We start from the raw sequence: 24,788 nt of genomic DNA, 5'->3' as shown, positions 1-24,788 counted from the left end.
TTGCGATCTGGTTACTCGTTAACATGGTAACACGCAGGCAATACGTACCCTGCGCATAACCATAGTTGTTACATTGTTGCGCATCGACATGAATCGCCGATCCGTGCTACCTCGCTCGCAGAGTTTGAAAGAGACGCTCAAAGTGACGATTTTCGCCCGCATCTTCCGCCATGGTCTGCTGCGCATCTCGCGCAGTGCGTTGGTGATGGTTGTGCTGGCGACGTACGTCTTTGCCGGCGCCATGCACGGTCTCTGCGAATTCGATGTGACCAATCCGTCCGGAGCGACGACCGTCTCGCTCGCGGAGAAGGCGACCGGCCATTCCGACAAGGGAGTCGTCGCGGACAATCACTGCCACGGCTGCTTCTCTGTGACCGCACAGCCGCTTGTCTTCGCGGCAATGCCCGTCTCCATCGAGACCCGCACTGCGGTTTTCCACGATGTCGAACGTCGCAGCCTGCCGCGCGGGATCGATCCTCCCCCACCCAAATTCCTGACCTGACCGTCATCGCCGGGCGCTTGGCGCCCAGACTCCGTCATTCGTCAGGTTTCCATCATGTTCTCGAAGATCGCCACGCATTTCGCGTGCGCGGCTGTGCTCTTCGTCAGTTCGTCGCTGACGGGGGTAGCTCATTCGCAAACCCTCACCATGGGTGCTGCGCTTCAACGCGCGCTCGCCGCCAGCCCGCGTCTGACAGCCGCCGAGCGTGACGTCGGGATCGCGCGTGGCCAGCGCATCCAGTCAGGCGCGCTGATCAATCCGGAGATTTCGTACGAGCAGGACAATTCGTTCGGTTCGGGCGCCTATAGGGGAACCCGCTCGGCGGAGACCACGCTGCAGGTCAGTCAGATGTTCGAGCTGTGGGGCAAGCGTGATGCGCGCGTCGCCGCGGGTCAGGCAGGTCTCGATGCTGCGGGCATCGGACGCCAGGCCGTCCGGCTTGAAGTGCTGTCCGAGACCGCGATCGCCTTCGTGAGCGTGCTCGGCCTGCAGCGGCGGATCCAGATCCTCGACGAACAGAGCGAGGCGATCGACAAGATTTCGCCGCTGCTGCAGCGGCGCGTCGAGGCCGGCGCATCGTCCATCGCAGAGACCGGACGTGCCGAGGTCGCATCGGCACTGGTCAAGGCCGACCGCGAGCGCACCAGGTCGTCTCTCGCGAGCGCGCGCCGTGAACTGGCGATCCTGATGGGCGATAGCGCGCCGAAATTTGCGGCCGTCTCCGGACGGCTGGACGCGACCGGCAGACCGCCGACCTTTCAGTCGGTGGTCGCGGCCATCGATGCCAACCCGCAGCTCGTCCGCTGGAAGGCGATCTATGCGCAGCGCAACGCCGAACTGCTGCTCGCCCGGCTGAAGCCCTATCCGGACGTCACGGTATCCGCCGGATGGCGCCGCTTCAGTGAGACCGGCGACAACGCCGTTCGGCTTTCGCTGTCGGTGCCGATCCCGGTGTTCGACCAGAACCAGGGCAACATCCTCTCCGCGCAGGAAAGCCTCGCCAAGACCGCCGCAGAACGCCAGGGCAACCGCAACATGCTGATCGTGGTGGCGGGCCGCGCCTACGACTCGCTGCAGGGCTCGCTGCGCGAACTCGCCATCCTGCGCGAGACCGCGATCCCCAAGTCCAGGGACGCGGCCGACGCGATTTCCGAAGGCTACGGGCAGGGACGCTATTCGCTGCTCGAAGTGCTCGACGCCCAGGCCAGCGTCGCGCAAGCGCGCCTGCGCGAACAGGAAGCCCAGCAGAATTTCCACGTCGCCGTCGCCACCATCGAGGGGCTGGTCGGTAATCCGTTTGCACTGGCGCGGGGGAGCGCACGATGAACAAGCCAATCATGGTCCTGGTGAGCGCCGCCGCGATCTTCGCGCTCGGCGCCGGCGTCTACGCCACCGCACCGAGCAAGTCCGATACGCAGACCGCGGCCACCTCCAAGGCCGCCAGGCCAGGCGACAAGGCCAAAGGCGAGAAGGTGAAGGGCGAGAAGGGCCACGACGAGAAGGGCCACGGTGACGAGGGCGTCGTGGAAATGAGCGACGCGCGCGTCGCCTCGTCCAACATCGAAATCCTCTCCGCCAGAAGCGAAACGCTGCACGACTCTCTGGTGCTGAACGGGATCCTGCAGCCCAATCAGGAGACGCTGGTACAGGTGACCCCGCGTTTTCCGGGCGTCGTGCGCGAGATCAAGAAGCGCATCGGCGACACCGTCGAGAAGGGCGAACTCCTCGCGAAGATCGAGAGCAACCAGAGCCTGAGCGTCTATGAGATGCGGGCGCCGATCTCGGGGACGGTGATCGACCGCCAGATCTCGCTCGGCGAATATGCCTCCGAGCAGAAGCCGGCCTTCATCGTCGCCGACATCTCGACGGTCTGGGTCGATCTGTCGGTCTACCGTCGCAACCTGCCGCGCGTCCGGATCGGCGACAGGATCCTGATCGACGTCGGCGATGGCGGAAAGCCGATCGAGGCGAGCCTGTCCTACATTTCGCCGGTTGGCAGCAGCGATACGCAGAGCGCGCTCGCGCGCGCCGTCGTGCCGAATATCGACATGCGCCTGCGAACCGGCCTGTTCGTCTCGGCACGCCTGATCCTGTCGGCCAAGCCGGTCGCGATTGCCGTTCGGGCGTCGGCGATCCAGACGGTCGAGAACCGCAGCGTCGTCTTCGTCCGTAGCGGCGACAAGTTCGAGGCGCGCGACGTCGAACTCGGTGCGCGCGACTCCGACAATGTCGAGATCCTGTTCGGACTGCTCGACGGCGACAGATACGCGGCGAAGAACAGCTTCATCGTGAAAGCGGAGCTCGGAAAGGGATCGGCGTCCCATGAACACTGAGCTCGCTCCGGGAATTCAACCATGATCGACAGGCTTCTCGCATTCTCCGTGCACCAGCGCTGGCTGGTCATGATCGCCGTGTTGATGATGGGCGCCTTCGGCGTCTGGAACTTCACACGCCTGCCGATCGATGCCGTCCCTGACATCACGAATGTCCAGGTTCAGATCAACACCAACGCGCCGGGCTTCTCGCCGCTGGAGGTGGAGCAGCGCATCACGTTCCCGATCGAGACGGGGATGGCCGGCCTGCCGAACCTCGTGAACACGCGATCGCTGTCGCGCTACGGCCTCAGTCAGGTCACCGTCGTGTTCAAGGACGGCACCGACATCTACTTCGCGCGCCAGTTGGTCAACGAACGCGTCCAGCGGGTGAAGGACTCGCTGCCGACCGGCATCGAGACGGCGATGGGACCGGTCTCCACCGGCCTCGGCGAAATCTATATGTACACGGTCGAGGCGAAGGAGGGGGCGAAGAACGCCGAGGGCAAGCCCTACACGCCGAGCGACCTGCGGACCGTGCAGGACTGGATCATCAAGCCCCAGCTCCGCAACGTGCAGGGGGTCAACGAGGTCAACACCATCGGCGGCTTCGAGAAGCAGTTCCACGTGCTTCCGGATCCGGCCAGGCTGATGGCCTACCGTCTGAGCTTCCGCGACGTGATGACGTCGCTCGCCAACAACAATGCCAATGTCGGCGCCGGCTATATCGAGAAGAACGGCGAACAGTATCTGGTGCGCACGCCCGGACAGGTCGCCGATGTCGAGGAGATCCGGCAGATCGTCATCGGCTCCCGGAACGGCGTTCCGGTCCGCATCCTCGATATCGCGGAGGTCAAGGAAGGCACCGACCTGCGCACCGGCGCGGCGACCGTCGACGGGAAGGAAGTTGTGCTCGGCACGGCGATGCTGCTGATCGGCGAAAACGGCCGGACCGTCGCGCAGCGTGTCGGGCAGAAGCTGGAGCAGATCCAGAAGTCGCTGCCGGAGGGCATCTCTCTCCGCGCGATCTACGACCGCACCCATCTGATCGACGCGACCATCGCGACCGTCGAGAAGAACCTGGTCGAGGGCGCGCTGCTCGTCATCGCGATCCTCTTCCTCATCCTCGGGAATTTCAAGGCGGCCTTCGCCACCGCGCTCGTCATTCCGCTGTCCATGCTGTTCACCATCACGGGCATGTTCGAGAACAAGGTCAGCGCCAACCTGATGAGTCTCGGCGCCATCGATTTCGGCATCATCATCGATGGCGCTGTCATCATCGTGGAGAACTGCCTGCGTCTGCTCGCCCATGAGCAGGCGAAGCGAGGGCGCCTGTTGACCCGCGAGGAACGCTTCGAGACGATCATCGAAGCGTCGCGCGAGGTCATCAAGCCCAGCCTGTTCGGCACGCTGATCATCGCCGTGGTCTATCTGCCGGTGCTCACGTTGACCGGCGTCGAAGGCAAGATGTTCACGCCGATGGCGCTGACCGTGCTGATGGCGTTGCTGGGTGCCAGCATCCTGTCGATGACCTTCGTTCCAGCCGCTGTCGCGCTGTTCGTGACCGGCAAGGTCTCGGAGAAGGAGAACTGGTTCATGCGCGCCGCGCGCCGGACCTACGTGCCGTTGCTCGATCTCGCGATCCGTCTGCGCGTCGTCGTGGCGGCCACGGCCGTGGCGCTCGTCGTCGTAAGCGGATACGCCGCGACGCGGATGGGCGGCGAGTTCATCCCGAGCCTCGACGAGGGCGACGTCGCGATCCAGGCGATGCGCATCCCCGGAACCAGCCTCACGCAATCGCTCGAGATGCAGATGGCGCTGGAGCGGCGGCTGGCCAGGATTCCAGAGGTGAAGGAATCCTTCGCCCGCACCGGTACCGCGGAGGTGGCGACGGACCCGATGCCGCCGTCGATCTCGGACGGCTATGTCATGCTCAAGCCGCGCGACCAGTGGCCGGACCCGAAGAAGTCGAAGCTCGATCTGATGAAGGAGATCGAGGCCGCATCCGAGGAGGTCGCAGGCAGTCTTTACGAACTCTCGCAGCCGATTCAGCTTCGCTTCAACGAACTGATCTCGGGCGTGCGCAGCGATGTCGGCGTCAAGATCTTCGGCGACGACCTTGGCGTGCTGGCAGGGATCGCGGGGCAGGTGCAGTCGGCGCTGCAGAACATCCAGGGCGCCGCGGACGTGAAGACCGAGCAGGTCGCAGGGCTTCCGGTGCTGACGGTCAAGCTGGACCGCAAGGCACTGGCGCGCTTCGGCATCAGCGTCTCGGACGTGCAGAACCTGGTCGAGATTGCGGTGGGCGGCAAGACCGCCGGTCTGGTGTTCGAGGGCGACCGCCGCTTCGACCTCGTCGTGCGCCTTCCGGACGAACTGCGGACGGATATCGAGGCGATCAAGGCGCTGCCGATCCCGCTGCCGCCGCTGGAGGGGCTGCCGAGCCCAAACAAGGCGATGCCGGCGGCGTTCGGCACCTCGCCGCTGGCCCAGATGCGTTACGCGCCGCTGTCGGAACTGGCGGAGATCTCGGTCGCACCGGGCCCGAACCAGATCAGCCGCGAGGACGGCAAGCGCCGCATCGTCGTCTCCGCCAATGTGCGTGGACGTGACCTCGGCTCCTTCGTCGGCGAGGCGCAGCAGCAGATCGCGCAGAAGGTCAAATTGCCGGCGGGTTACTGGATCGGCTGGGGCGGCCAGTTCGAGCAGCTCGTCTCGGCAACGCAGCGTCTGACCATCGTGGTTCCGATCGCACTGTTGCTGATCTTCCTGCTGCTGTTCATCAGCCTCGGATCCGTGACCGACGCGCTGCTGGTCTTCAGCGGCGTGCCGCTGGCGCTCACGGGCGGCATCTTCGCGCTGCTGCTGCGTGACATCCCGCTGTCGATCAGCGCGGGCATCGGCTTCGTCGCGCTCTCGGGCGTCGCGGTGCTCAACGGTCTTGTCATCATCACCTTCATCGCGCGGCTGCGCCTCGAAGGAAAAAAGGTGGTGGAGGCCGTGCGCGAAGGCGCGCTGACCCGCCTGCGGCCTGTGCTGATGACGGCGCTGGTGGCCTCGCTCGGCTTCGTGCCGATGGCGATCGCGACGGGGGCGGGCGCCGAGGTGCAGCGCCCGCTCGCGACGGTCGTCATCGGCGGCATCGTCTCGTCGACCATCCTCACGCTGCTCGTTCTTCCGGCGCTCTACATCCTGTTCCGCCGGGAATCGTCGCCTGCCCACGTGGAGGCGATGTCTGTCCACGCCACCCAGGGAGACCATTGATGAAGACAATCCTGCTCGTCGTATCCGCGCTGTTGCTGGCGGCTCCGGCGATGGCGCAGCATGCCCATCAGAAGGGGCCGAATGGCGGGCCCATGGAGGATGTCGCTGGCGTGCATGTCGAGATGATTGCTACGGGGAAGGTGCTGACTTTCAACATCCTCGACGAGGCCAACAGACCGCTCCCGGCCGGCGGCTTTTCCGGCGCCGTGCTGCTGACATCCGGAAGCGACCGCGAGACGCTGCCGCTCGTCACCTCCGGGACTGCATTGAAAGCCGAAGCGAAGGGCGACATCGCCAAGGGCGCGTCGGTGAGCGTCACGCTGAAGACCGCCGACGGCAAGTCTGGCCAGGCCAGGTTCAAGCACTGAGGGATCAATCCCGGATGACGCAAGAGCTTCATCCCGGCGGCGCTTGCTCGACCCAAACTACGCGCTATTTATCGCTATCGGATGCCATCAGCAGGAACTTGCGCTTCAGCGCGTTGACCCTGGAGACGTAACCCGCAACGGAATGGTCGCCGCATCGCTCACTGGCCGTCATCTGGAAGCGCCGGCGTGCATAAGCGGTGGCGGGTCCTCCACCGCACAGATGGATGAAGGCGGCGAGATCCTGCACCTGTTGCGGGGTCGGCGCCACGCCGCCGGCGCGCGCGAGGACGGCGGCGACATTGCGGTCCAGATAGATTGATGCGAGCTCGGTGGCATGGCTCGGGATGGCACGAATATAGGGGCCGAAGCCGCAGCCTGTATCCTGAACCGCGTTCGCCCGGATGCAGAAGCGCGAAACTTCGGCATAGGCCGGATCGGTCATTTGAAAGAGACCGACGGCGCTGGATGCGGGGCGATAGATCGCGAACGGATTGAAGCTGAACCGCCAGCGCCAATAGGTGCGATCCAGGGGATTGCCGGAACTCTCGACCTGCGCCAGCGCGGCGAGCAATTCGGGCGTGATCGACCGCGTCGAAAAGGCGCGAAACAACGGCCCGTAATGCCGCCACGTCTCGGCCGGCTCCTTGTCCAGCCTGTGGCCGACAAAGAAGAACAACTCGGTCGGCTTGTGGATCACGTGATAGATGAGGTTGGACAGCACGAGGGTGACAAGCACGATTGCGACGGCGCCAGTTATTTGAACGGCGCGCGGCAGTTTCGCGAGCTTCCGTTGCGCCGAGCGCAGGCTGCGCCGCCAGCGACGACGGCATTTGGCGCTGAAGATGAATGGGCCCTTCGTCATGGCTGATGGCAGCGCGCTAATCCGCCTGCGGCTGGCTGATGCCGAGCTTCTTGACGCGGGTGCGGACGGATAGCGGTGACCGCTTCAACCGGATCGCGATCTCGTTGACGCTGCGACCGACCGACAATTGCCGCCGCAATTCTTCGTCCTGCTGTGAGGTCCAGACAGCGTCGGATTTCTGGCTTAGTTTCATGAGAACTTATAATAGTCTGTAGCCCGGATGAAGCCAACGGGTCGCGCGTCGCGCGCCCGATGATAAACTCCGCGTAATCCGGCTACGCTTGCTTTCGCGACACGCAGTCGCCCCGCTTCACGGCGCTAGACGGCGAGCGGCCGGGTTTCGTGACGCGCGGGTCGCGATGGTTTCACTGGCAGCAAACATCCCGACGTTGGTGGATGACGCTTGCTGGTTGGATGTCGCAGTGAAGGCCAACGCATTGACATTGGTGCATCCGATTACTGGTTCTGGATGGAGACGCTCATTCCGCTCAGGTCGAAATCGAACTGGAGGCCCAGTTGCTCGCCTTCCAGCGTCAGGACGACGCCCTTGGCGTTGCGCATCTGGATGGCGCGCCTGCCTGCGCCGACCGCCACACCTGCACCGAGCGCCGTATAGATGCCTTCGATGTCCGAAGCCTGATGCATATTTTGCGCCGCGCCGACCAGATCGGTCGAGGAGCCCCCAAATGTCAGGCCCGCGCTCACGCCGCCGATGCGAAATGGATACATCTCCCCACGGAAACTGAGGATTCCGCTCCCTGCCTGCGCTCCGATGAACCATCCGGCCTTGAAGAACTTGAAGCGAACTTTGCCGGTGTCCGCGTGAGCGGGCAGCGACAGTGCGGCGGACAGCAGAGTTGCGACGGTGAGACGCGTGAGGCAGCGAGCTATTTGAAAGCGCATATTGATATTCCGGTCATCGGGCTGCCGCGCGGCGGCACTGCGGCACTAGATAGAGCATCGCAGGACTCGTCAATGACGTAGGTCGACACGCGGTCGCCTCCCAACGGGCGCAACGTCCGACGTCAACGCGTGGGGCGCAAGTGCGACCTGTCCGCCGTAGCTCGCAGAGCGAAGGCGGAAGCGTATTGCGCCGATATGACGATGGCGGATTACGCTGCGCCCATCCGGCCACCGCTTGCCGATGGACATGCGACCGGAATTGTCATTATATCGCCGGAATGTCATCGCCTACCTGATGATACAGACGTGACGACGATACAGACCAATCCGCCTAACCTGCAGCACTCATTCGCATTCGAAAGAACACGATGACAGGTCTCTCGCGCAGGACGACGCTGGTGAAGGCGACAAGTGCAGCCGGGGCGCCGGACGTTTCAGAGCGCACCATGATCGCGCGCCGCCAACTCCTGCGTTTTTTCGCCGCCAGTCCTCTTCTCACGGCGACCTCTCTCGGTGCGATCACCACCCTGTTGACGGCTAACTCGCATCAAGCGCTCGCGCAGAGCTACGACGTGCTGCGCGGCTCGCGAAGGGCGTTCGGCCCGGACGGCATCATCACGGCTCCGGCCGATGCGCTGGACGTGTTTGAGTTCGAGCCGGCGGCGAAGAAGGCCGTGCTCAGCCAGGACGCGCCGGCCCACTGGGGCTACCTCCAGAGCGGCGTCGACGGCGACGTGACGCGCGACGCCAACCACACCGCCTTCGCGAAGTACAACATTCGCGTCCAGCGTCTCATCGATGCGCGAAAGATCGACACCAGCGTGAAGATCTTCGGCGAGACCTGGGCCAGCCCCATCTTCATGTGCCCGGTCAGCAGTCTCGGCGCCTACGATCCCGAGGCCGGGGTCACCGTGGCGCGCGCCGCTGCCAAGCGCAACCATCAGATGATTCTCTCGACGGTCGATAATGCGAGCATCGTCGACGTCAACAAGGCGCACGGCCGGCCCGCCTGGTTCATGTTGTATCCGACCGATGACTGGAACGTGACGCGCGCGCTGGTGCAGCGCGCCGAGAGCGCGGGCTCTCCGGCGATCGTCCTCACGGTCGACCGCCAGGGTGGCCGCAACACCGAAACCCTGTTCCGCGAGCGGCGCCAGGACATGCGCGAGTGCTCGGGCTGTCACACGCCGGGCTTCACCAACGAGGTCAGCCGCAAGGCCAACTTCTCGGACATCGATGTTTCCAAGGTCACGAACCTCTACGGCACCGGGATGACGTGGGAATTCGTCGATCGCCTGCGCGGGATCGTCAAGGGCAAGCTCGTGCTGAAGGGCATCATGACGGGCGAGGACGCCAAGGAGGCGTTGCGCCATGGCGTGGACGGCCTGATCGTCTCCAACCACGGCGGGCGCGCGGAAGAGAGCGGGCAGTCGACGATCGGTGTGTTGGCAGAGGTCGTGGATTCGGTGGGCGGCCGCATCCCGGTGCTGATCGACGGGGGTGTACGCCGCGGCACCGATGTCCTGAAGGCGCTCGCTCTGGGTGCCACGGCCGTCGGCATTGGCCGGCCATACGTGTGGGGCCTGGCGTCGTTCGGCGAGGCCGGCGTGGACCGGGTGCTGCAGATCCTGGACGATGAGTTCATTACGATCATGCGGCAGGTAGGTGCGCTGGACATCAACCACATTACGCGGCGCTGCGTCACCAGCGCCTAGCCGTGCCTGACCTCCGATGAAGCAACAGCGCCTCATGCCTCGACCACGGCCGTCGACGGTTTGACCGGGCACTGCGCCGAGAGACAGTTGCGGCGGATTACGTTGCGCTAATCCGGCCTGCGCTGTGCGATCATCCGCTCGGTATTGCCGGCACGAATCCGGTTGAGCGGTTCGCCGGTGACGGCAGTGAAATTCCACGGCTGCGTGTTCATCCACGACGGCGCGCGCATCGTCAGCGCGATGATTTCAGCGATCAGTTTTTTGGGGGACCGGATCGGGCTTGTAACCGCGGATGCTGCGGTGACCGAGGATCGCGTCATCGAATTGCATGGGCTGGAGTCTCCCTAGAGTGTTTTTGAATTGGGCGGGATATTCGGGGTCTCCGGGGCCTGCACGCAATATCGACGTGAGCGAGTGGGAGTAGGGCGGAATAGGGGAGGTTATTCTGCTTATCCGAAGCCGATGGGGGACGACATGTTAACCCGTCCTATGAGCAGTATGTTCCGTGCTTTCGCCGCGTCCAGCGATCAAGACGTCCGGCTCGATCCGCTTGTCTTCTTGCTGAATGCCGAAGTAGTTTGAAGCCCAAATGGGCGAGGACACTATGAACGAGAAACCAGATAGAGATGATCGCAGCTCGAAGAAGTTGACGTCGTCGTGTCTATATGTGGGCGGCACATGCTTTCTATGTGTGGCGCTTTCAATCTTAACGATAATTCTTTTCCTCTCAATTTTATTCGCGGCCTTGGATGTGCGCCTTGGATTTCAATCCACTTCATTTCGTACGCTGCTTATCAGCGTATTCTATGCGGTTTGCGTTCCGTCTATCTCTTTTCTCGCGGAGATCATAAAATCACTCTTTCCTTGGCCAATTCTTCTCATTCTCGTTTTGGCTCTCATTGCTTGGGGGCCAAATCGGATTCGTGATCTGCTGTCTTCAGCCAAATTTGAGCTGCCGGGCGGCTTCAAATTTGATGGTGGTTCAGCCCCTCCTGACATTTTTCGGAAGGAAATGGGAGACGCCCAGAGGGCCGTTGAGAGGGCTAATAAAGAAATCGAACAGGCTTATGATGGAGCTAAAATCTACGTATCACAGCTGCGAGATAGATATGACATCAATAAGCTGGTTGGCGATCTAGCATTAAAAGTAGCCGATGCTATTGGAGATAATTGTCCTTCAGACTATCGACTTACGTTGTATGTACCTGACTTGGTGTTTAGCGATCGTCTCTATCAATTGTCGGAATATTACGACAAGAAAGGCAACAGAGTTTCTGAGGGAAGGTCAGGTCGAGCTTTTTCAATTCGATACGGCGTCATAGGTCGTGTGTGGCGTTCGGGCGTCGATGAAATTGAAGGGGAGCTTATATCAGCTGACGATCGAGCACAGCTTGGATCAGCTGCAAGCGGAGAGAACCTGGATAAATTTATTGCTAGGAGATGGGGGTTGACCTTGGACGAGGTGTTCAAAATTCGTCCGTATCAATCCTACGGAGCAATTCGTTTGGACGGCGGCGGGAAATCTCTCGGAGTTATATTTTTTGATTCCAAATTGATGAACGCGTTTGGAAATGAGACATTGCTTCGAGAAAAGATCCGCTCTCTTATCCGAGAGTCGAAACTGACGCTAAGTTTGCTGGAGATCAACCTTGAACTCGCCCCGTGGTCTCGCATCCAGATCTTTAGAAACCTCTGATGGTGGCACCTACGAAGCTGTGGCCTCCGAATATTATGATGAGTGCGCTCATCCGACATGCGCGGATTTTCGTGCGGCATCCGCTCTATATTTGACGCGGCTGTTTGATCTAGAGTTGCCTACTGGGCGGGTTGCGGACATTGGTTGCGGTCGCTCACTGCTCGTTGACTTCAATGTCCGTGATTTGGTGTTGGTAGATAAGTCTCGGGGTATGCTGCTTCATAACAGCACGTCATACGAGCAACGCGCGCTCGATGTGGAACGTCAGGAATTTGGAGAGCGCGAGTTTGATTGGATATTCGCCATTTTAGGTGATCCGTATAACTCTCCCAGCGCTTGGGGGAATATTGCGCGGGCGTTAAAGGCGGGGGCGCAATGCGTTTTCATCGTTCCGGCTCTTCAATGGGCACAAAAATTTCGATCAGTTGAAGATAAAGAAAGAGTAGGCTTTGCTCGTTTTCTCACATTGAATGGCGATACGGTCTTCTTGCCATCTCTGATTGTAGATCTGGATTCTCAAATTGAGATGATCAGTGCCGTGGGACTGTCGCTCGATGCGGTCGATCATGTCTCTGTGGGGCAGTTGCCTGCCATTAAGTCCGACAAAATTTCTGGTGTGCTTATGGAGAGTGATCATTTGCTCGACGTGTATCGTGTCAGAAAGATTATCGCACCCTGAGTTTAAGCGTTTGCCTGAAAGGAAGCGGCGCGCCATGGGCGCGCCGTTTTTACGAATCGATGCTCGGCGTGGGTCGAACTCACGAACACCCCGTCGTGCTTCCGCACGTATCGCACTTCATACAGGTCCCATTCCGCACCAGCGTGAAGTTCGAGCACTCGCCGCACATGTCGCCTTCGTAGCCCTTGGCCTTGGCTTCGGCGCGGCGTTCGGCCTTGGAGGGCGCGGCGGCTGCGGCGCTTCCCGCTTTGCTCCAGGCTTGCGCCTCGAGCTTTTCGGTCGGCGAGAGCGCGTGCTCCGGCTCGGCGGTCTTGAGGGCCACGGCGGCATCGCCGCTGCCGTGGCGGGCGGTGGCGCCCGACGCGTTCAGCGAGGTGACGTTGCCGCTCGCGCGGGCGTCGGTGTTCTCGGCCGGAGCCGGCGCGCGCATGACGACGAGGTTGTCGGTGCGCGAGCGGGTCAGACCCTTGGAGACATACTTGTTCTGGTCGGCCGGTGCCTTGCCTTCATCCTCGCCCTTGCCGAGCGCATCGAAGCCCGACTCGGAGACGTCGACATGGCCGAGATCGAAGCGCGACATGTAGGAGACCGCGAGTTCGCGGAACACATAGTCGAGGATCGAGGTCGCAAACTTGATTGAGTCATTGCCCTGTACCGGGCCCGCGGGTTCGAAGCGGGTGAAGGTGAAGGCGTCGACATATTCCTCCAGCGGCACGCCATACTGGAGACCCAGCGAGACGGCGATGGCGAAGTTGTTGATGAAGGAGCGGAGCGCCGCGCCTTCCTTGTGCATGTCGATGAATATCTCGCCGAGGCGGCCGTCATCATATTCGCCGGTGCGCAGATAGACCTTGTGACCGCCGACGACGGCCTTCTGGGTGTAACCCTTGCGGCGATCGGGCATCTTCTCGCGGTCGCGCATCACCACGATGCGCTCGACCAGACGCTCGACCACCTTCTCGGAGATCGCGGCGGTGCGGGCCGCCATCGGCTTCTCCATCAGGTTCTCCAGCGCATCCTCGTCCTCGTCATCATCGCTGATGAGCTGCGAGTTCAAGGGCTGCGAGAGCTTGGAGCCGTCGCGATACAGCGCGTTGGCCTTCAGCGCGAGCTTCCACGAGAGGAGGTAAGCGGACTTGCAGTCCTCCACCGTGGCGTCGTTCGGCATGTTGATGGTCTTGGAGATCGCACCCGAGATGAAGGGCTGCGACGCCGCCATCATACGGATGTGGCTTTCCACCGAGAGATAGCGCTTGCCGATCTTGCCGCAGGGATTGGCGCAATCGAACACGCTGTAGTGCTCGGCCTTCAGGTGCGGGGCACCTTCCACCGTCATCGCGCCGCAGATGTGCACGTTGGCGGCTTCGATCTCGCGCTTGGTGAAGCCGAGCGCGGCGAGGAGGTCGAAGCCCGGAGCGGCAATGGCCTCGGCCTCGATCTTCAGGGTGTCGCGCAGGAAGTCCTCACCGAAGGTCCACTTATTGAAGGCGAACTTGATGTCGAAGGCGGTCGGCAATGCAGCCTCGACCTTCTTCAGCGCCTCATCGGTGAAGCCCTTGGCCTTCAGCGTCGAGGCATTGATACCCGGCGCGTTGGACAGCGAGCCGTGACCGACGGCATAGGCCTCGATCTCGGCAATCTCGCTTTCGCGATAGCCGAGCACGCGCAGTGCTGCGGGGACGGCGCGGTTGATGATCTTCCAGTAGCCGCCACCGGCGAGCTTCTTGAATTTCACCAGCGCGAAGTCAGGCTCGATGCCGGTGGTGTCGCAATCCATGACCAGGCCGATGGTGCCGGTCGGCGCCACGACGGTGGTCTGGGCGTTGCGATAGCCGTGGAGTTCGCCGAGTTCGAGGGCGAGATCCCAGGCGATCTTGGCGCGGGTGACGATGTCGGCCTGCGGGCAGGAGGCATGGTCCAGCGCCACGGGGGCGACGGCCAGGCCTTCATAGCCACGGGTTTCGCCATGCGCCGCACGGCGATGGTTGCGGATGACGCGCAGCATATGGGCTGCGTTCTTCTTGTAGCCGGGGAACGGGCCGAGCTCCTTGGCCATCTCGGCCGAGGTCGCATAGCTGACGCCGGTCATGACAGCGGTGAGGGCGCCGCACAGCGCGCGGCCTTCCTTCGAGTCATACGAGAGACCCATGGTCATCAGCAGGCCGCCGATGTTCGCATAGCCGAGGCCGAGGGTGCGGAACTCGTAGGAGAGTTCGGCAATCGGCTTGGACGGGAACTGCGCCATCATGACAGAGATTTCGAGCACCATCGTCCACAGACGGCAGAGATGCTCGTAGGCGTGGATGTCGAAGGTGGCCGAAGCGGTGTCGTAGAAGGTCAGCAGGTTGGCCGAGGCGAGGTTACACGCCGTGTCGTCCAGGAACATGTATTCCGAGCACGGATTGGACGCGCGGATATCGCCGGACGACTTGCAGGTGTGCCAGTCGTTCATGGTGGTGTTGAAGTGCAGGCCGGGATCGGCCGACGCCCAGGCGGCGTAGCCAATTTTCTCCCAGAGATCGCGGGCCTTGATGGTCTTCATGACCTTGCCGTCCTTGCGGGCGATCAGGTCCCAGGTGCCATCGGTCTCGACGGCGCGCAGGAAATCGTCCTTCAGCGAGACGGAGTTGTTGGAGTTCTGGCCGGCAACGGTGAGGTAGGCTTCGGAATCCCAGTCGGTGTCGTAGATCGGGAAGTCGATGTCCTTGTAGCCCTGCTTGGCATACTGGATGACGCGCTTGATGACGTTGTCATTGACCAGCGAGCGGCGTGCGAGCTTGATCTCGCGGCGCAGCGCCGGGTTCTTCTCGGGATCGAAGCAGTCGTCGCCCGAGCCTTCGCAATTGACGCAGGCCTTCAGGATGGCCTTGAGGTGCTTCTGGTTCATCTTCGAACCAGTCACGAGCGCCGCGACCTTCTGCTCTTCCTTCACCTTCCAGTCGATATAGGTCTCGATATCCGGATGGTCGGCATCGACCACGACCATCTTGGCCGCACGGCGCGTGGTGCCGCCCGACTTGATGGCGCCGGCGGCGCGGTCGCCGATCTTCAGGAACGACATCAGGCCCGACGAGCGACCGCCGCCCGACAGCTTTTCGCCTTCGCCGCGCAGCTTCGAGAAATTCGAGCCGGTGCCCGAGCCATATTTGAACAGGCGGGCTTCACGCACCCACAGGTCCATGATGCCGCCTTCATTGACCAGATCGTCCTCGACGCCCTGGATGAAGCAGGCATGCGGCTGCGGATGTTCGTAAGCCGATTTCGACTTGGTCAGCTTGCCGGTCTTCCAGTCCACATAGTAGTGGCCCTGGCCGGGACCATCGACGCCATAGGCCCAGTGCAGGCCGGTGTTGAACCACTGCGGCGAATTCGGCGCGACCATCTGCTTGGCGAGCATGAAGCGCAGCTCGTCATGGAAGGCGTGGGCGTCGGCCTCAGAGGTGAAGTAGCCGCCCTTCCAGCCCCAATAGGTCCAGCAGCCAGCGAGGCGGTCGAACACCTGCTTGGACGAGAGTTCGCTGACGAAGCGCTCTTTCTCGGGCAGTGCGGCCAGCGCCTCGGTGTCCGGCACCGAGCGCCACAGCCACGACGGCACGGTCTCTTCCTCGACCTTCTTCAATTTCGCGGCGACGCCCGCTTTACGGAAATACTTCTGGGCCAGCACGTCGGAGGCGACCTGCGACCACGAGTCGGGCACTTCAACGCCTTCAAGCTTGAACACCACGGAGCCATCCGGATTACGGATCTCGGACGTGGTGTGGCGGAAGTCGATCCCGGCATAGGGCGACTGTCCTTCGGTGGTGTAGCGGCGTTGAATCTGCATCGTGGTCGTGCCCCGTCTTAAGCCCGACACCCCATCTGGCGGCATCGGCGATTTCTGTTAGCGACGTCCGGGTTGCCCCAAATTCGCCGCAGCTTGGCCGGGTGAACCGGTCCTGTTTTCTCTGTGGAGCATGTGCTGGCCGTCATCTCGGCCACCCGGGACTGCCGGGGTCATGCTTCCTTGGATCGGGCTTCCTCGCTGTTGCGGGTCGACCTGATCCTAACGCCTCACCACGCTGTTTGAGCCGGTTTCCGGCCCGTTTTTTAGTGCTCCAAACGCCGGTTTTCCGGCCCGGATTCCAGGACGCAAATCCCCGATCCCGTAGCCTCGACTGGAGGACGGAGCGGTCAATCTGGAACCCGTTTGGGAGCGTCCGACGGGACAAAAAACGACCCGCGCCGAACAGTTCGAAAACTAGGCCAAACCGATCTCACCCGTCAAGGAGTAGTCGGGGTTCCTGAATCAAATACTAAATATGGTGGAAAGGGTGGATAACCAAGGGGGCAGAGCGCGCCTCGATTGAGGTCAAGTATCAGTGAGTCCTCATGGATTCGGAAGTCAAAAATATTTCTAAAACTGTCCGGAATCCGAGCTGCGCCCACTGTTCACAGCCCAACTTTATTTTGTCATCCAGGGATTGCGTTTGGGGGGACTCAGGCGCAGCGGTGGTTGCCGGGCAGGTTCCCTCCACCGGCAGTGGTCAGACCCTTCAACTGCGCGCATGGTCTCGCCGATTCCTCAGCCGGTTCCCTCCATGACAATGCCCAGTCCCCCCGTTTCGCGTGCGCGAATCGCTCCCTTCGGTCTCGTGTTGCTCGCCATCGCGTCGATCGCCTGGGGTCTGAACTGGCCGGTGTCGAAAGCGCTGCTGTCGGAATGGCCACCGCTGTCGGCGCGCGGCAGCACCGGCATCGTCGGGGCATTGCTGCTGGCCGGGATCGCCGTCTGGCGCGGCGAGAGTCTCCGCGTACCGCATCATCAATGGTTGCATCTGGTCGTGCTGGCGGGCCTGAACGTGTTCGGCTGGATGGCTTTCGTCGGCTTGTCGCTACTGTGGCTGCCGGCCGGCGAGGCCGCGGTGATTGCGTTCACCATGCCGGTCTGGGCTGCCGGACTGGCCTGGCTGATCCTCGGCGAGCGCCTGTCGATGCAGCGGATCGTGGCCATGCTGATGGCCTTTGCCGGCATCGCCGCGTTGATGGGGGGCGGTGGTCTGGCCGCGAGCGCGGAGAAGCTCCCGGGAATCGCTCTGGCGCTGCTGGGTGGGTTCGGCTTTGCGCTCGGCACGGTGCTGGCCAAGAAGTTCGGGCTCACGCTGCCACTGGTGACGTCATCCGCCTGGCAGATCGGGATCGGTTGTGTGCCGGTGCTGTTGTTGGGTCTGATCTTCGAAAGCCCGCATTTTGCAGCACTGACGCCGTTGGGCTGGGGGCTGCTCGCCTATGTCGTGCTGGTGGGGTTCTGCATCGCTTACGTCTGCTGGTTCGCGGCGCTCAAGCAGTTGCCGGCCTCGGTGGCCGCAATCGGGACCATGGCGGTGCCCGTGATCGGCGTGGTCAGCTCGGCCATCGCCCTGCGGGAACCGCTCGGCGTCATGCAGATCGCGGCTCTGGTATTTACGCTGGCGGGCGTTGCGCTGGCGACAAGGGGCTAGGCGCGGGCGCGTCGCCGCCGGGCCACATCCGCTGCAGTTCGGGATGGCCGTCCCAGAACTGATGTTTCAGCGCGGCGGCGATGTGCAGGCCGACCAGCGCATAGAGCGCATAGGACAGCCACACGTGAATGCCGCCGAAGATGTCGTGCAGGCGTTCCTTGAAGGCCGGCTCGATCGACATGATCCAGCCGATGCGTGGCCACTGGAACAGGCCGAACAGGTACATTGGAATCTCGCCGGCCGCCTTCCAGGCGGAATCGTGCATCCAGCCGGACAGCGGCAGTCCGATCATCAGCACATAGAGCGCGAGATGCGCACCATGTGCGGCGGCCTTCTCGGCGGGCGGATAGGTCTCGGGCAGATCAGGCGGCCTGTTGGCCGCGCGCCACAACAGGCGCATCAGCACGAGGCCGAGCACGGTGATGCCGAATGACTTGTGCGCATCGATGACGAACCGGATGTTGTCCTCAGGAATGAGGTTCACGCTCCAGATCAGCGCGACATTGAGTGTGATCAGAACGGCAATCAGCCAATGCAGGATCATGGCGATGCGGTTGTAACGTTGAATCGGCATTTTCTGTGCGTGCATGGAATAAGTTTAAACAGGATTTGCCTTTTGAGGCATGACGACTTTGTGTGTTCGTCGTGACCGCAATCACGCGCTATTTGATCGCGGCTCCGCAACTCGATCACGATTCACGCGTAGCTCTCGCAGGATCGGTTTGCTCGAACGCGCGATTGAATTGACGGCATGACAATATCCCTTCAGGCGGCCTTCGCCGCCGCATCGCCGCGTATCACACCGCGCCGGATGCCGTTCATCAGCCTGATGATCTATCTCGCCGTGCTCGCGCTATGGGCGCTGCTGTTCGGCCGCGCGTTCTTTTTGAACAGCATCTGGGCGTGGTCAGCGGGCATGGTCTATATCGCCTATGACACAGTGCTGATGCTTTATGTGGTGTGGCAGACGCTGCCGCTGGCAGTGTCCGCGCGTGGTCCATCTGGAGCGGTTGCTGCGCAATTGCGTCCATCGGTGGGGATCCTGATAGCCGCGCATAACGAGGCGCTGAATCTGCCGGAGGCACTGGCGGCCATCGCGCGGCAATCCGATGCGCCGGATCTGATCCTGATCGCGGATGACGGCTCGCGCGATGCAACTGATACGCTGCTCCGTGACCGTTACGGTCTCGCCATTCCGGCGGTCGGCCAGAGCAGCATCGGCCAATTTGGCAGATCGAGACTGCAATGGCTGCGCCTGCCGCATCAGGGCAAGGCGCGGGCGCTGAACACGGCGATCCTCAACGCCGATACCGACATCGTCATCACGCTGGATGCCGATACGTTTCTGGCTGACGATGCCATCGCCGAAATGCGCGTGGCCTTTGCAGCGGATTCCGCGCTGGTCGCGGCCGGCGGCATTCTCGTGCCGGTCTGCGACGACAGCGCCAGCGGCCGCGTGATGCAGTGGTTCCAGACCTACGAATATATCCGCAACATCATCTCGCGCTTCGCCTGGATGCGCGGCAACAGCCTGCTGTTGATCTCCGGCGCCTTTGCTGGCTTCCGCAGGGAGGCGCTGGTGGCCGTCGGTGGCTTCGATCCGGAGTGTCTTGTCGAGGACTATGAGCTGACCCACCGCATGCATCGTTATGCCGTCGATCACGGCCTCGACTGGCAGCTTCGCATGATCGGCACGTCGCTGGCGCGCACGGAAGCGCCGTCTCACGTCATGACGTTCCTGCGGCAGCGCCGGCGCTGGTTCGCGGGCTTCCTGCAGACGCAATACTGGAATCGCGACATGACCGGCAATGCGCGTTACGGCCGGCTCGGCCTGCGGATGCTGCCGATCAAGGCGCTGGATACGCTGCAGCCGATCTACGGCCTCACGGCCTTCGTGTTGCTGCTGGCTTTGCTCGTCACCGGCAAGACCGCCATCGCCGTGCCAGTATTCGGTCTGATCACCGCGAAGATCGTCGCGGATTTCCTGGTCTATCTCTGGACCGTGCATCTCTATCGGCGCCTGACAGGCGGCCGCACGCGGACGCGTTTTGTCGCAGCGGTATTCGCGGCGATCCTCGAACCGTTCAGTTTTCAGTTGCTGCGTCACGCCGGCGCGGCCTGGGGCTGGATCGCCTTCCTGCGCGGCAACAATGATTGGGGCTTTGCGCCCGTTACGTCGCCCTCGCGTCAGGCGCCCAATGCGGGCGAGTAGTCGCTAGGCCGGTTTCGCCGCCAACGGCACTTTCACGGTGAAATGCGAACCGTGGGTGAGGTCAGACTTCACCTCGATCACATGGCCGAGCGCTTCGGCCGTACGCCGAACGATCGACAGGCCGAGGCCAAGGCCCTCGCTGGCCGGATTGATCTGGTGGAAGGCATCGAAGATCGCGGTGAGCTGTTCGGCGGGAATGCCGGTGCCGGAGTCCAGCACCTCGATGGTCACCGCGTTGGCGTGTTTGCGACAGCCGACCAGCACGCGACCGCGTTCGGTGTATTTGATGGCATTGCCGACGAGATTGCCAAGGATCGCGCGCAACATGCCGGGGTCGCTGACCACCTGCGCCTTGCTCGGCACAATGACGAGGTCGAGGCCCTTGGCTTCGGCATGCAGGCGCCAGTTGGCGCTGATCGACTCGAACACGTCAGAGATCGGGAACGATCGCAGGTTCGGAATCCCAAAGCCGGCATCTAGCACAGATGTCTCGGCGAGACGGTCGAGCTCTTCCGCCATCCGCATACCGGCATCGATGGCATAGCCGAGCCGCTCACGATCCTTCTCGTCGGTCAGCTTGTTGCGGATGCGGTCGATCGCCATGATCATGACCTGCAATGGCTGCTTCAGGTCGTGGCCTGCCACCGCCATCAGGCGACTGATATTGCGCTGAAGCCGATCCGACAGATGCAGCGCCCGGCGGAATTCCATCTGCGCCATGACCTGGCGGGCGAGGGCGGCCAGCACCTCGCGCTGTTCGGTCGACAGCACGCGCGGCTTGTCATCGAGCACGCAGACGGTGCCGAGCGGCAGGCCGTCCGGTGTGCGCAGCAGTGCGCCGGCATAGAAGCGCAAATGGGGCTCGCCGGTCACCAGCGGATTGCAGTCGAATCTTGGATCCTTGGTGACGTCCTCGACTTCGAGAAAACTGTGTTCGAGGATCGCATGCGCGCAAATCGATTGATCCATCGGCGTCTGCCGCACGCCAAGACCGATCTCCGACTTGAACCACTGCCGGCCGTCATCGACGAGGCTAATGATCGAGATCGGCGTCTGGCAGACATAGCTGGCGATCTTGGTGATGTCGTCGAAGGATGGCTCAATGGCGGTGTCGAGAATGCCGTAGGAGCGCAGCGCCTTGAGGCGTTCGGCTTCATTGGGATGGAGCCTGGCGATCTTCGGCTTGTCTGACGCGTCCACTGAACCTGCTCACACCCGACGTCGACCCATCGAACCGGTAGATAGGTCCACATGTCTACCAACACTACGCGCGAGTTCCCTGAATGTCCCCCGTACGCTGCACCCACGTTCTTAGACCTTGAGACAGCAGGCGCAAACCAGAAACGACAAAAGACGATGCCGCGAGGCACCGTCTTTTGCGTAACGCTTAGATCGTCGTGTTACGGGCAGGCGTGACGCAGGCCGTCATAACCGAGATAGGTGCCCGTGCGGACATTGTACGACTTGTAGGTGCGGATGCAGTAGTCAACGTCGCCGCCGCCGGTGTCAGGAGCGACTTCGACCACATCCGGCGCGTCGTCATAATAGCTGCTGCCGTAATACGGGCTGCCGCCGTAATAGCCGTAGGAATTCCCGTAATAGCTGCTGGCGGCCAGACCGCTGCCAATAATGGCGCCGGCTGCGAAGCCCGGGCCGTAACCGCCGCCACGCCAGCCACCACCGCGCCAGCCGCCGCCGTGATTCCAGCCGCCGCCGCCGGGGCGCTGGCCGCCATGCCAGCCGCCACCTCCGCCACCAAAGCGCTGACCGCCGCCAGAGAACGTGCCGATCGTGCGCGCACCGCCGGGGCCGACGCCCACGACCTTGGTGTTTTGTGCGTAGCTGGGGGTCACCGCGAAGGCGGGGATGGCCACAGCGACGGCTGCTGCGACACTCAAGATTTTCAAATTCGTCATCGTTTGCTCCTGTCTGGGATGCATCTTCAACCCCCTGAAGGGACTGCCGTTCCCTGCCGCCACGCGGTTATTGCGCAACGACAGAATGATCGTCCGGAACTGTATGCGGCATGAATGGATTGCGCCGTTTCTGCGACCGCCGGTACTTTGGAGGTAGGGTTCGGGGGAGGCCGATACGAGGCTTGTCACGATCAGTTGCAGGCGGCGATCGGTCGCGGCGGTAACTGGACATTTGGCGGCCCGGATGGCATCAACAACCCGACGAAAACCTTCGAACGGTTCAAAATATGAAACAGTTTTTGCTGAAATTCTTCACGTGGTGGAGCGGGACGACCTTCGGGACGAACCTGTGGACGTCGCGATTCGGCGAACTGGTTGGCACCGACGAGCAGGGCAACACATATTACCGCACCAGGGGCGGCAAGATCGACCCGACACTGGGCTTCGAGCGCCGCTGGGTGATTTACAATGGCTATGCCGAAGCCACCAAGATCCCGCCGGACTGGCATGGCTGGATCCACCACACCGTGGACGTGCCGCCGACCGAAGAGAATTATACGCCGCGCGAATGGCAGAAGCCGCATCAGCCGAACCTGACCGGCACGCCCGCAGCCTATCGTCCGTCTGGTTCGACTCTGGCCAGCGGCCGGCGTCCCAAGGCGACCGGCGACTACCAGGCCTGGACTCCGGGCTCGTAACAACTCACCCGTTCTGGACGACTGGTTGTGCGGGCCGCTCTGCGGCGCGCACGGCCTCGCATTGTTTCCAGCCGCCAGCTCTTGCAGTGAGACCGGCAAGCACGTCCGGCGTGCCGCCCCGGATGAGCCCGCTTTGTAGGGCGGCGCCGGATTGTACTCGATCGATTGGGCTGGGGCGGATACGATATAGCCGCGACATGTGCGTTCGAGATGTTAGGTTTCGAAAGCTCACTGGGCATGATCGGGGACGGCTGACGAGATCGATCGTCTGTTCACAGCGACAACTCAGGAAAATCCGACATGACCAACGACACGCGCAGTGAGCACGACCTGTTGGGCAACCGCGATGTTCCGGCCGACGCCTATTACGGCGTTCATACGCTGAGGGCCGTTGAAAATTTTCCAATCACCGGGATTCCGATTTCCATCTATCCCGAACTCATCAGCGCGCTCGCCGCGATCAAGCAGGCGGCGGCACTGTCGAATATGGAGCTGGGGCTGCTCGACAAGTTACGCGGCGATGCGATCATCGCTGCCTGCGAGGAAATTCGCGCCGGCCGCTTGCATGACCAGTTCGTGGTGGACGTCATCCAGGGCGGCGCCGGGACCTCCACCAACATGAATGCGAACGAGGTGATCGCCAATCGTGCGCTGGAAATTCTCGGCCACGGCAAGGGCGACTATGGGTACCTGCACCCGAACGAACAGGTCAACATGAGCCAGAGCACCAACGACGTGTATCCCACGGCGTTGAAGATCGCGACCTATCACGGCGTGTTTCACCTGATCGATGCGATGGCCGTGTTGCGCCAGGGTTTCGAACGCAAGGCCGAAGAGTTCAAGGATGTCCTGAAAATGGGCCGCACCCAGTTGCAGGATGCGGTGCCCATGACGCTTGGTCAGGAGTTCAGCACTTATGGCGTCATGATTGGCGAAGACGAGGACCGGCTCCGCGAGGCAGCACTGCTGATTTGCGAGATCAACATGGGTGCGACAGCCATCGGGACCGGGATCACGTCCCATCCCGACTACGCGCGTCTGGTCTGCCTGCATCTCGTTGCCATCACCGGCATGCCGCTGGTCACCGCTGTAAACCTGATCGAGGCCACGCAGGACTGCGGTTCGTTCGTTCAGCTCTCAGGCGTGCTCAAGCGTGTGGCCGTCAAGATTTCCAAGATCTGCAACGACCTCCGGCTGCTGTCGAGCGGTCCGCGCGCCGGTTTCAACGAGATCAATCTGCCGGCGGTACAGGCAGGTTCCTCGATCATGCCGGGCAAGGTGAATCCGGTCATTCCGGAAGTCGTGAACCAGGTTGCCTTCGAGGTGATCGGCAATGATCTCACGGTGACCTTCGCGGCCGAGGCCGGCCAGCTTCAGCTCAACGCGTTCGAGCCGATCATCGCGCACAGCCTGTTCAAGAGCGTCAGTCATATGCGGGAGGCTTGCCTGACACTGGAAAAACGTTGTGTCGCGGGTATCACCGCGAACCGCGAACGTCTCCGCGCCTATGTCGAGAATTCGATCGGTCTCGTCACTGCGCTCAATCCCTATATCGGCTACGCCAATGCCACCGCCGTCGCGGTCGAGGCCCATGCGACCGGCCGCAGCGTCTACGATCTGGTGCTGGAAAAAGGTCTGCTACCTGCAGCGACCCTTGCCGCCATTCTCCACCCCGACGTACTCACCAAGCCCCAGAGCATGTTGATCCGCGAATGAAGGCCGCATCGGCCCGGCGCGATCAACGCGTGGGCATCTGCGCGACCGCCAGCATCGCTGCGACATAGCCGTACGGTCCGAGACCGCAGATCACAGCGGTGGCAGCCTGCGAGAGCACCGAATGGCGATGATACTTGTCGCGCGCGTGGATGTTCGAAATGTGCAGCTCCAGGATCGGTCCCTCGAACGCTTTCATCGCGTCGAGCATGGCGATCGAGGTGAACGAATAGCCCGCGGGATTGATGATGATGGCGTCGGCATCCTGACGGGCCGACTGGATGAGATCGACCAATACGCCCTCGTGGTTCGACTGGTGGAACGCCAGCGTCAATTTGAGTTTGACCGCCTGTTCCTCGCAACTGGCCTTGATCTGGTCGAGCGTGGTGGTTCCGTAGATATGCGGCTCCCGCACGCCGAGCAGGTTGAGGTTGGGACCGTTGAGGATCATCACGCGTTTCATTATCGAAC

20 protein-coding genes and 1 pseudogene are annotated in these 24,788 nt (G+C 62.2%); 12 read left to right on the top strand and 9 right to left on the bottom strand.

All coding sequences use genetic code 11. From position 1 onward, the window contains the following. Positions 1 to 73: 73 nt before the first annotated feature. The 5 genes from AB8B02_RS11905 to AB8B02_RS11885 are packed head-to-tail and all read left to right on the top strand — an operon-like array spanning position 74 to position 6,446. Positions 74 to 502 (top strand): hypothetical protein, encoded by a 429-nt coding sequence (locus AB8B02_RS11905; RefSeq protein WP_439064003.1) that lies wholly within the window; start codon positions 74 to 76, stop codon positions 500 to 502. Positions 503 to 556: 54 nt separating this feature from the next. Continuing rightward, a complete protein-coding gene (ihpA, locus tag AB8B02_RS11900; RefSeq protein WP_439064002.1) occupies positions 557 to 1,828 on the top strand; it encodes a divalent metal ion exporter subunit IhpA in 1,272 nt (423 codons plus the stop codon). Continuing rightward, on the top strand, positions 1,825 to 2,835 hold the full coding sequence (gene ihpB / locus AB8B02_RS11895) for a divalent metal ion exporter adaptor subunit IhpB (RefSeq protein ID WP_439064001.1): 1,011 nt from the start codon (positions 1,825 to 1,827) through the stop codon (positions 2,833 to 2,835). Before ihpA ends, ihpB begins: the two co-directional genes overlap by 4 nt. Positions 2,836 to 2,856: 21 nt before the next feature. Next, entirely contained in the window at positions 2,857 to 6,078 is a 3,222-nt protein-coding gene (locus AB8B02_RS11890) for an efflux RND transporter permease subunit (protein WP_439064000.1), read from the top strand. Next, complete coding sequence (locus tag AB8B02_RS11885) at positions 6,078 to 6,446, top strand: hypothetical protein (protein WP_439063999.1); 369 nt, start codon at positions 6,078 to 6,080, stop codon at positions 6,444 to 6,446. Before AB8B02_RS11890 ends, AB8B02_RS11885 begins: the two co-directional genes overlap by 1 nt. A gap of 64 nt (positions 6,447 to 6,510) precedes the next feature. Here the strand turns inward: AB8B02_RS11885 and AB8B02_RS11880 are convergent, their stop codons facing one another. The 3 genes from AB8B02_RS11880 to AB8B02_RS11870 form a co-directional block, all read right to left on the bottom strand. Next, entirely contained in the window at positions 6,511 to 7,308 is a 798-nt protein-coding gene (locus tag AB8B02_RS11880) for a lytic transglycosylase domain-containing protein (protein ID WP_439063998.1), read from the bottom strand. Positions 7,309 to 7,324: 16 nt separating this feature from the next. Next, the gene (locus AB8B02_RS11875; RefSeq protein ID WP_158005736.1) at positions 7,325 to 7,501 is read right to left on the bottom strand and encodes a hypothetical protein; all 177 of its coding nucleotides are present in this window, start codon (positions 7,499 to 7,501) and stop codon (positions 7,325 to 7,327) included. 263 nt (positions 7,502 to 7,764) lie between these two features. Further along, a complete protein-coding gene (locus AB8B02_RS11870) occupies positions 7,765 to 8,211 on the bottom strand; it encodes a hypothetical protein (protein ID WP_089264036.1) in 447 nt (148 codons plus the stop codon). A 368-nt stretch (positions 8,212 to 8,579) separates the two neighbouring features. Here AB8B02_RS11870 and AB8B02_RS11865 point away from each other — a divergent pair, with 368 nt between their 5' ends. Next, positions 8,580 to 9,926, top strand: coding sequence for an alpha-hydroxy acid oxidase (locus tag AB8B02_RS11865; protein ID WP_439063997.1), 1,347 nt, complete (start codon positions 8,580 to 8,582; stop codon positions 9,924 to 9,926). A 125-nt stretch (positions 9,927 to 10,051) separates the two neighbouring features. Here AB8B02_RS11865 and AB8B02_RS11860 read toward each other — a convergent pair. Beyond that, positions 10,052 to 10,256: pseudogene (locus AB8B02_RS11860) on the bottom strand (nitroreductase family protein); the annotation flags it as partial. Between the two features lie 274 nt (positions 10,257 to 10,530). Here AB8B02_RS11860 and AB8B02_RS11855 point away from each other — a divergent pair. Together AB8B02_RS11855 and AB8B02_RS11850 are read left to right on the top strand one after the other, a co-directional pair. After that, the gene (locus tag AB8B02_RS11855) at positions 10,531 to 11,622 is read left to right on the top strand and encodes a hypothetical protein (RefSeq protein WP_139285826.1); all 1,092 of its coding nucleotides are present in this window, start codon (positions 10,531 to 10,533) and stop codon (positions 11,620 to 11,622) included. Beyond that, on the top strand, positions 11,576 to 12,301 hold the full coding sequence (locus AB8B02_RS11850) for a class I SAM-dependent methyltransferase (protein ID WP_139285827.1): 726 nt from the start codon (positions 11,576 to 11,578) through the stop codon (positions 12,299 to 12,301). Before AB8B02_RS11855 ends, AB8B02_RS11850 begins: the two co-directional genes overlap by 47 nt. Positions 12,302 to 12,380: 79 nt before the next feature. On the opposite strand, the gene AB8B02_RS11845 is transcribed toward AB8B02_RS11850, so the two are convergent. Continuing rightward, positions 12,381 to 16,124 carry a vitamin B12-dependent ribonucleotide reductase gene (locus tag AB8B02_RS11845; RefSeq protein WP_089264082.1) on the bottom strand — a complete coding sequence of 1,248 codons (3,744 nt, stop codon included), beginning with the start codon at positions 16,122 to 16,124 and terminating at the stop codon, positions 12,381 to 12,383. A gap of 754 nt (positions 16,125 to 16,878) precedes the next feature. On the opposite strand from AB8B02_RS11845, the gene AB8B02_RS11840 reads away from it, so the two are divergent. Further along, on the top strand, positions 16,879 to 17,778 hold the full coding sequence (locus tag AB8B02_RS11840) for a DMT family transporter (protein WP_439063996.1): 900 nt from the start codon (positions 16,879 to 16,881) through the stop codon (positions 17,776 to 17,778). Here the strand turns inward: AB8B02_RS11840 and AB8B02_RS11835 are convergent. Then, the gene (locus AB8B02_RS11835; RefSeq protein WP_439063995.1) at positions 17,741 to 18,352 is read right to left on the bottom strand and encodes a cytochrome b; all 612 of its coding nucleotides are present in this window, start codon (positions 18,350 to 18,352) and stop codon (positions 17,741 to 17,743) included. The two genes, AB8B02_RS11840 and AB8B02_RS11835, sit on opposite strands and share 38 nt — an antisense overlap. Positions 18,353 to 18,529: 177 nt before the next feature. Here AB8B02_RS11835 and AB8B02_RS11830 point away from each other — a divergent pair, with 177 nt between their 5' ends. Further along, positions 18,530 to 19,990, top strand: coding sequence for a glycosyltransferase family 2 protein (locus tag AB8B02_RS11830; RefSeq protein WP_439063994.1), 1,461 nt, complete (start codon positions 18,530 to 18,532; stop codon positions 19,988 to 19,990). A gap of 3 nt (positions 19,991 to 19,993) precedes the next feature. On the opposite strand, the gene AB8B02_RS11825 is transcribed toward AB8B02_RS11830, so the two are convergent. Both AB8B02_RS11825 and AB8B02_RS11820 read right to left on the bottom strand, forming a co-directional pair. Further along, a complete protein-coding gene (locus tag AB8B02_RS11825) occupies positions 19,994 to 21,190 on the bottom strand; it encodes a GAF domain-containing sensor histidine kinase (protein WP_093758377.1) in 1,197 nt (398 codons plus the stop codon). Positions 21,191 to 21,390: 200 nt separating this feature from the next. Beyond that, a complete protein-coding gene (locus tag AB8B02_RS11820; protein WP_093758378.1) occupies positions 21,391 to 21,906 on the bottom strand; it encodes a BA14K family protein in 516 nt (171 codons plus the stop codon). Positions 21,907 to 22,193: 287 nt separating this feature from the next. On the opposite strand from AB8B02_RS11820, the gene AB8B02_RS11815 reads away from it, so the two are divergent. Together AB8B02_RS11815 and aspA are read left to right on the top strand one after the other, a co-directional pair. Then, positions 22,194 to 22,604, top strand: a complete 411-nt coding sequence (locus AB8B02_RS11815; protein WP_439063993.1) for an NADH:ubiquinone oxidoreductase subunit NDUFA12 — start codon at positions 22,194 to 22,196, stop codon at positions 22,602 to 22,604. Between the two features lie 300 nt (positions 22,605 to 22,904). Beyond that, a complete protein-coding gene (aspA, locus tag AB8B02_RS11810) occupies positions 22,905 to 24,320 on the top strand; it encodes an aspartate ammonia-lyase (RefSeq protein ID WP_089264088.1) in 1,416 nt (471 codons plus the stop codon). A gap of 22 nt (positions 24,321 to 24,342) precedes the next feature. On the opposite strand, the gene AB8B02_RS11805 is transcribed toward aspA, so the two are convergent. Continuing rightward, positions 24,343 to 24,780 carry a type II 3-dehydroquinate dehydratase gene (locus AB8B02_RS11805; RefSeq protein ID WP_439063992.1) on the bottom strand — a complete coding sequence of 146 codons (438 nt, stop codon included), beginning with the start codon at positions 24,778 to 24,780 and terminating at the stop codon, positions 24,343 to 24,345. Between the last annotated feature and the right edge of the window lie 8 nt (positions 24,781 to 24,788).

Origin of the sequence: Tardiphaga sp. 862_B3_N4_1 (genome assembly GCF_051811085.1) — a bacterium.
GTDB lineage: Bacteria > Pseudomonadota > Alphaproteobacteria > Rhizobiales > Xanthobacteraceae > Tardiphaga > Tardiphaga robiniae.
Note: the sequence above shows the minus strand (reverse complement) of the source record. Positions and strands in the feature narration are given on the sequence as shown.

What these genes read in the sequence shown, in the direction of transcription:
- AB8B02_RS11890 (WP_439064000.1), top strand. Translation starts at nt 2,857, where the DNA reads ATGATCGACAGGCTTCTCGCATTCTCCGTGCACCAGCGCTGGCTGGTC.
- AB8B02_RS11815 (WP_439063993.1), top strand. Translation starts at nt 22,194, where the DNA reads ATGAAACAGTTTTTGCTGAAATTCTTCACGTGGTGGAGCGGGACGACC.
- AB8B02_RS11870 (WP_089264036.1), bottom strand. Translation starts at nt 8,211, where the DNA reads ATGCGCTTTCAAATAGCTCGCTGCCTCACGCGTCTCACCGTCGCAACT.
- AB8B02_RS11830 (WP_439063994.1), top strand. Translation starts at nt 18,530, where the DNA reads ATGACAATATCCCTTCAGGCGGCCTTCGCCGCCGCATCGCCGCGTATC.
- ihpA (WP_439064002.1), top strand. Translation starts at nt 557, where the DNA reads ATGTTCTCGAAGATCGCCACGCATTTCGCGTGCGCGGCTGTGCTCTTC.
- AB8B02_RS11885 (WP_439063999.1), top strand. Translation starts at nt 6,078, where the DNA reads ATGAAGACAATCCTGCTCGTCGTATCCGCGCTGTTGCTGGCGGCTCCG.
- AB8B02_RS11805 (WP_439063992.1), bottom strand. Translation starts at nt 24,780, where the DNA reads ATGAAACGCGTGATGATCCTCAACGGTCCCAACCTCAACCTGCTCGGC.
- AB8B02_RS11865 (WP_439063997.1), top strand. Translation starts at nt 8,580, where the DNA reads ATGACAGGTCTCTCGCGCAGGACGACGCTGGTGAAGGCGACAAGTGCA.
- AB8B02_RS11880 (WP_439063998.1), bottom strand. Translation starts at nt 7,308, where the DNA reads ATGACGAAGGGCCCATTCATCTTCAGCGCCAAATGCCGTCGTCGCTGG.
- AB8B02_RS11835 (WP_439063995.1), bottom strand. Translation starts at nt 18,352, where the DNA reads ATGCCGATTCAACGTTACAACCGCATCGCCATGATCCTGCATTGGCTG.
- AB8B02_RS11845 (WP_089264082.1), bottom strand. Translation starts at nt 16,124, where the DNA reads ATGCAGATTCAACGCCGCTACACCACCGAAGGACAGTCGCCCTATGCC.
- AB8B02_RS11840 (WP_439063996.1), top strand. Translation starts at nt 16,879, where the DNA reads ATGACAATGCCCAGTCCCCCCGTTTCGCGTGCGCGAATCGCTCCCTTC.
- AB8B02_RS11855 (WP_139285826.1), top strand. Translation starts at nt 10,531, where the DNA reads ATGAACGAGAAACCAGATAGAGATGATCGCAGCTCGAAGAAGTTGACG.
- AB8B02_RS11820 (WP_093758378.1), bottom strand. Translation starts at nt 21,906, where the DNA reads ATGACGAATTTGAAAATCTTGAGTGTCGCAGCAGCCGTCGCTGTGGCC.
- aspA (WP_089264088.1), top strand. Translation starts at nt 22,905, where the DNA reads ATGACCAACGACACGCGCAGTGAGCACGACCTGTTGGGCAACCGCGAT.
- ihpB (WP_439064001.1), top strand. Translation starts at nt 1,825, where the DNA reads ATGAACAAGCCAATCATGGTCCTGGTGAGCGCCGCCGCGATCTTCGCG.
- AB8B02_RS11875 (WP_158005736.1), bottom strand. Translation starts at nt 7,501, where the DNA reads ATGAAACTAAGCCAGAAATCCGACGCTGTCTGGACCTCACAGCAGGAC.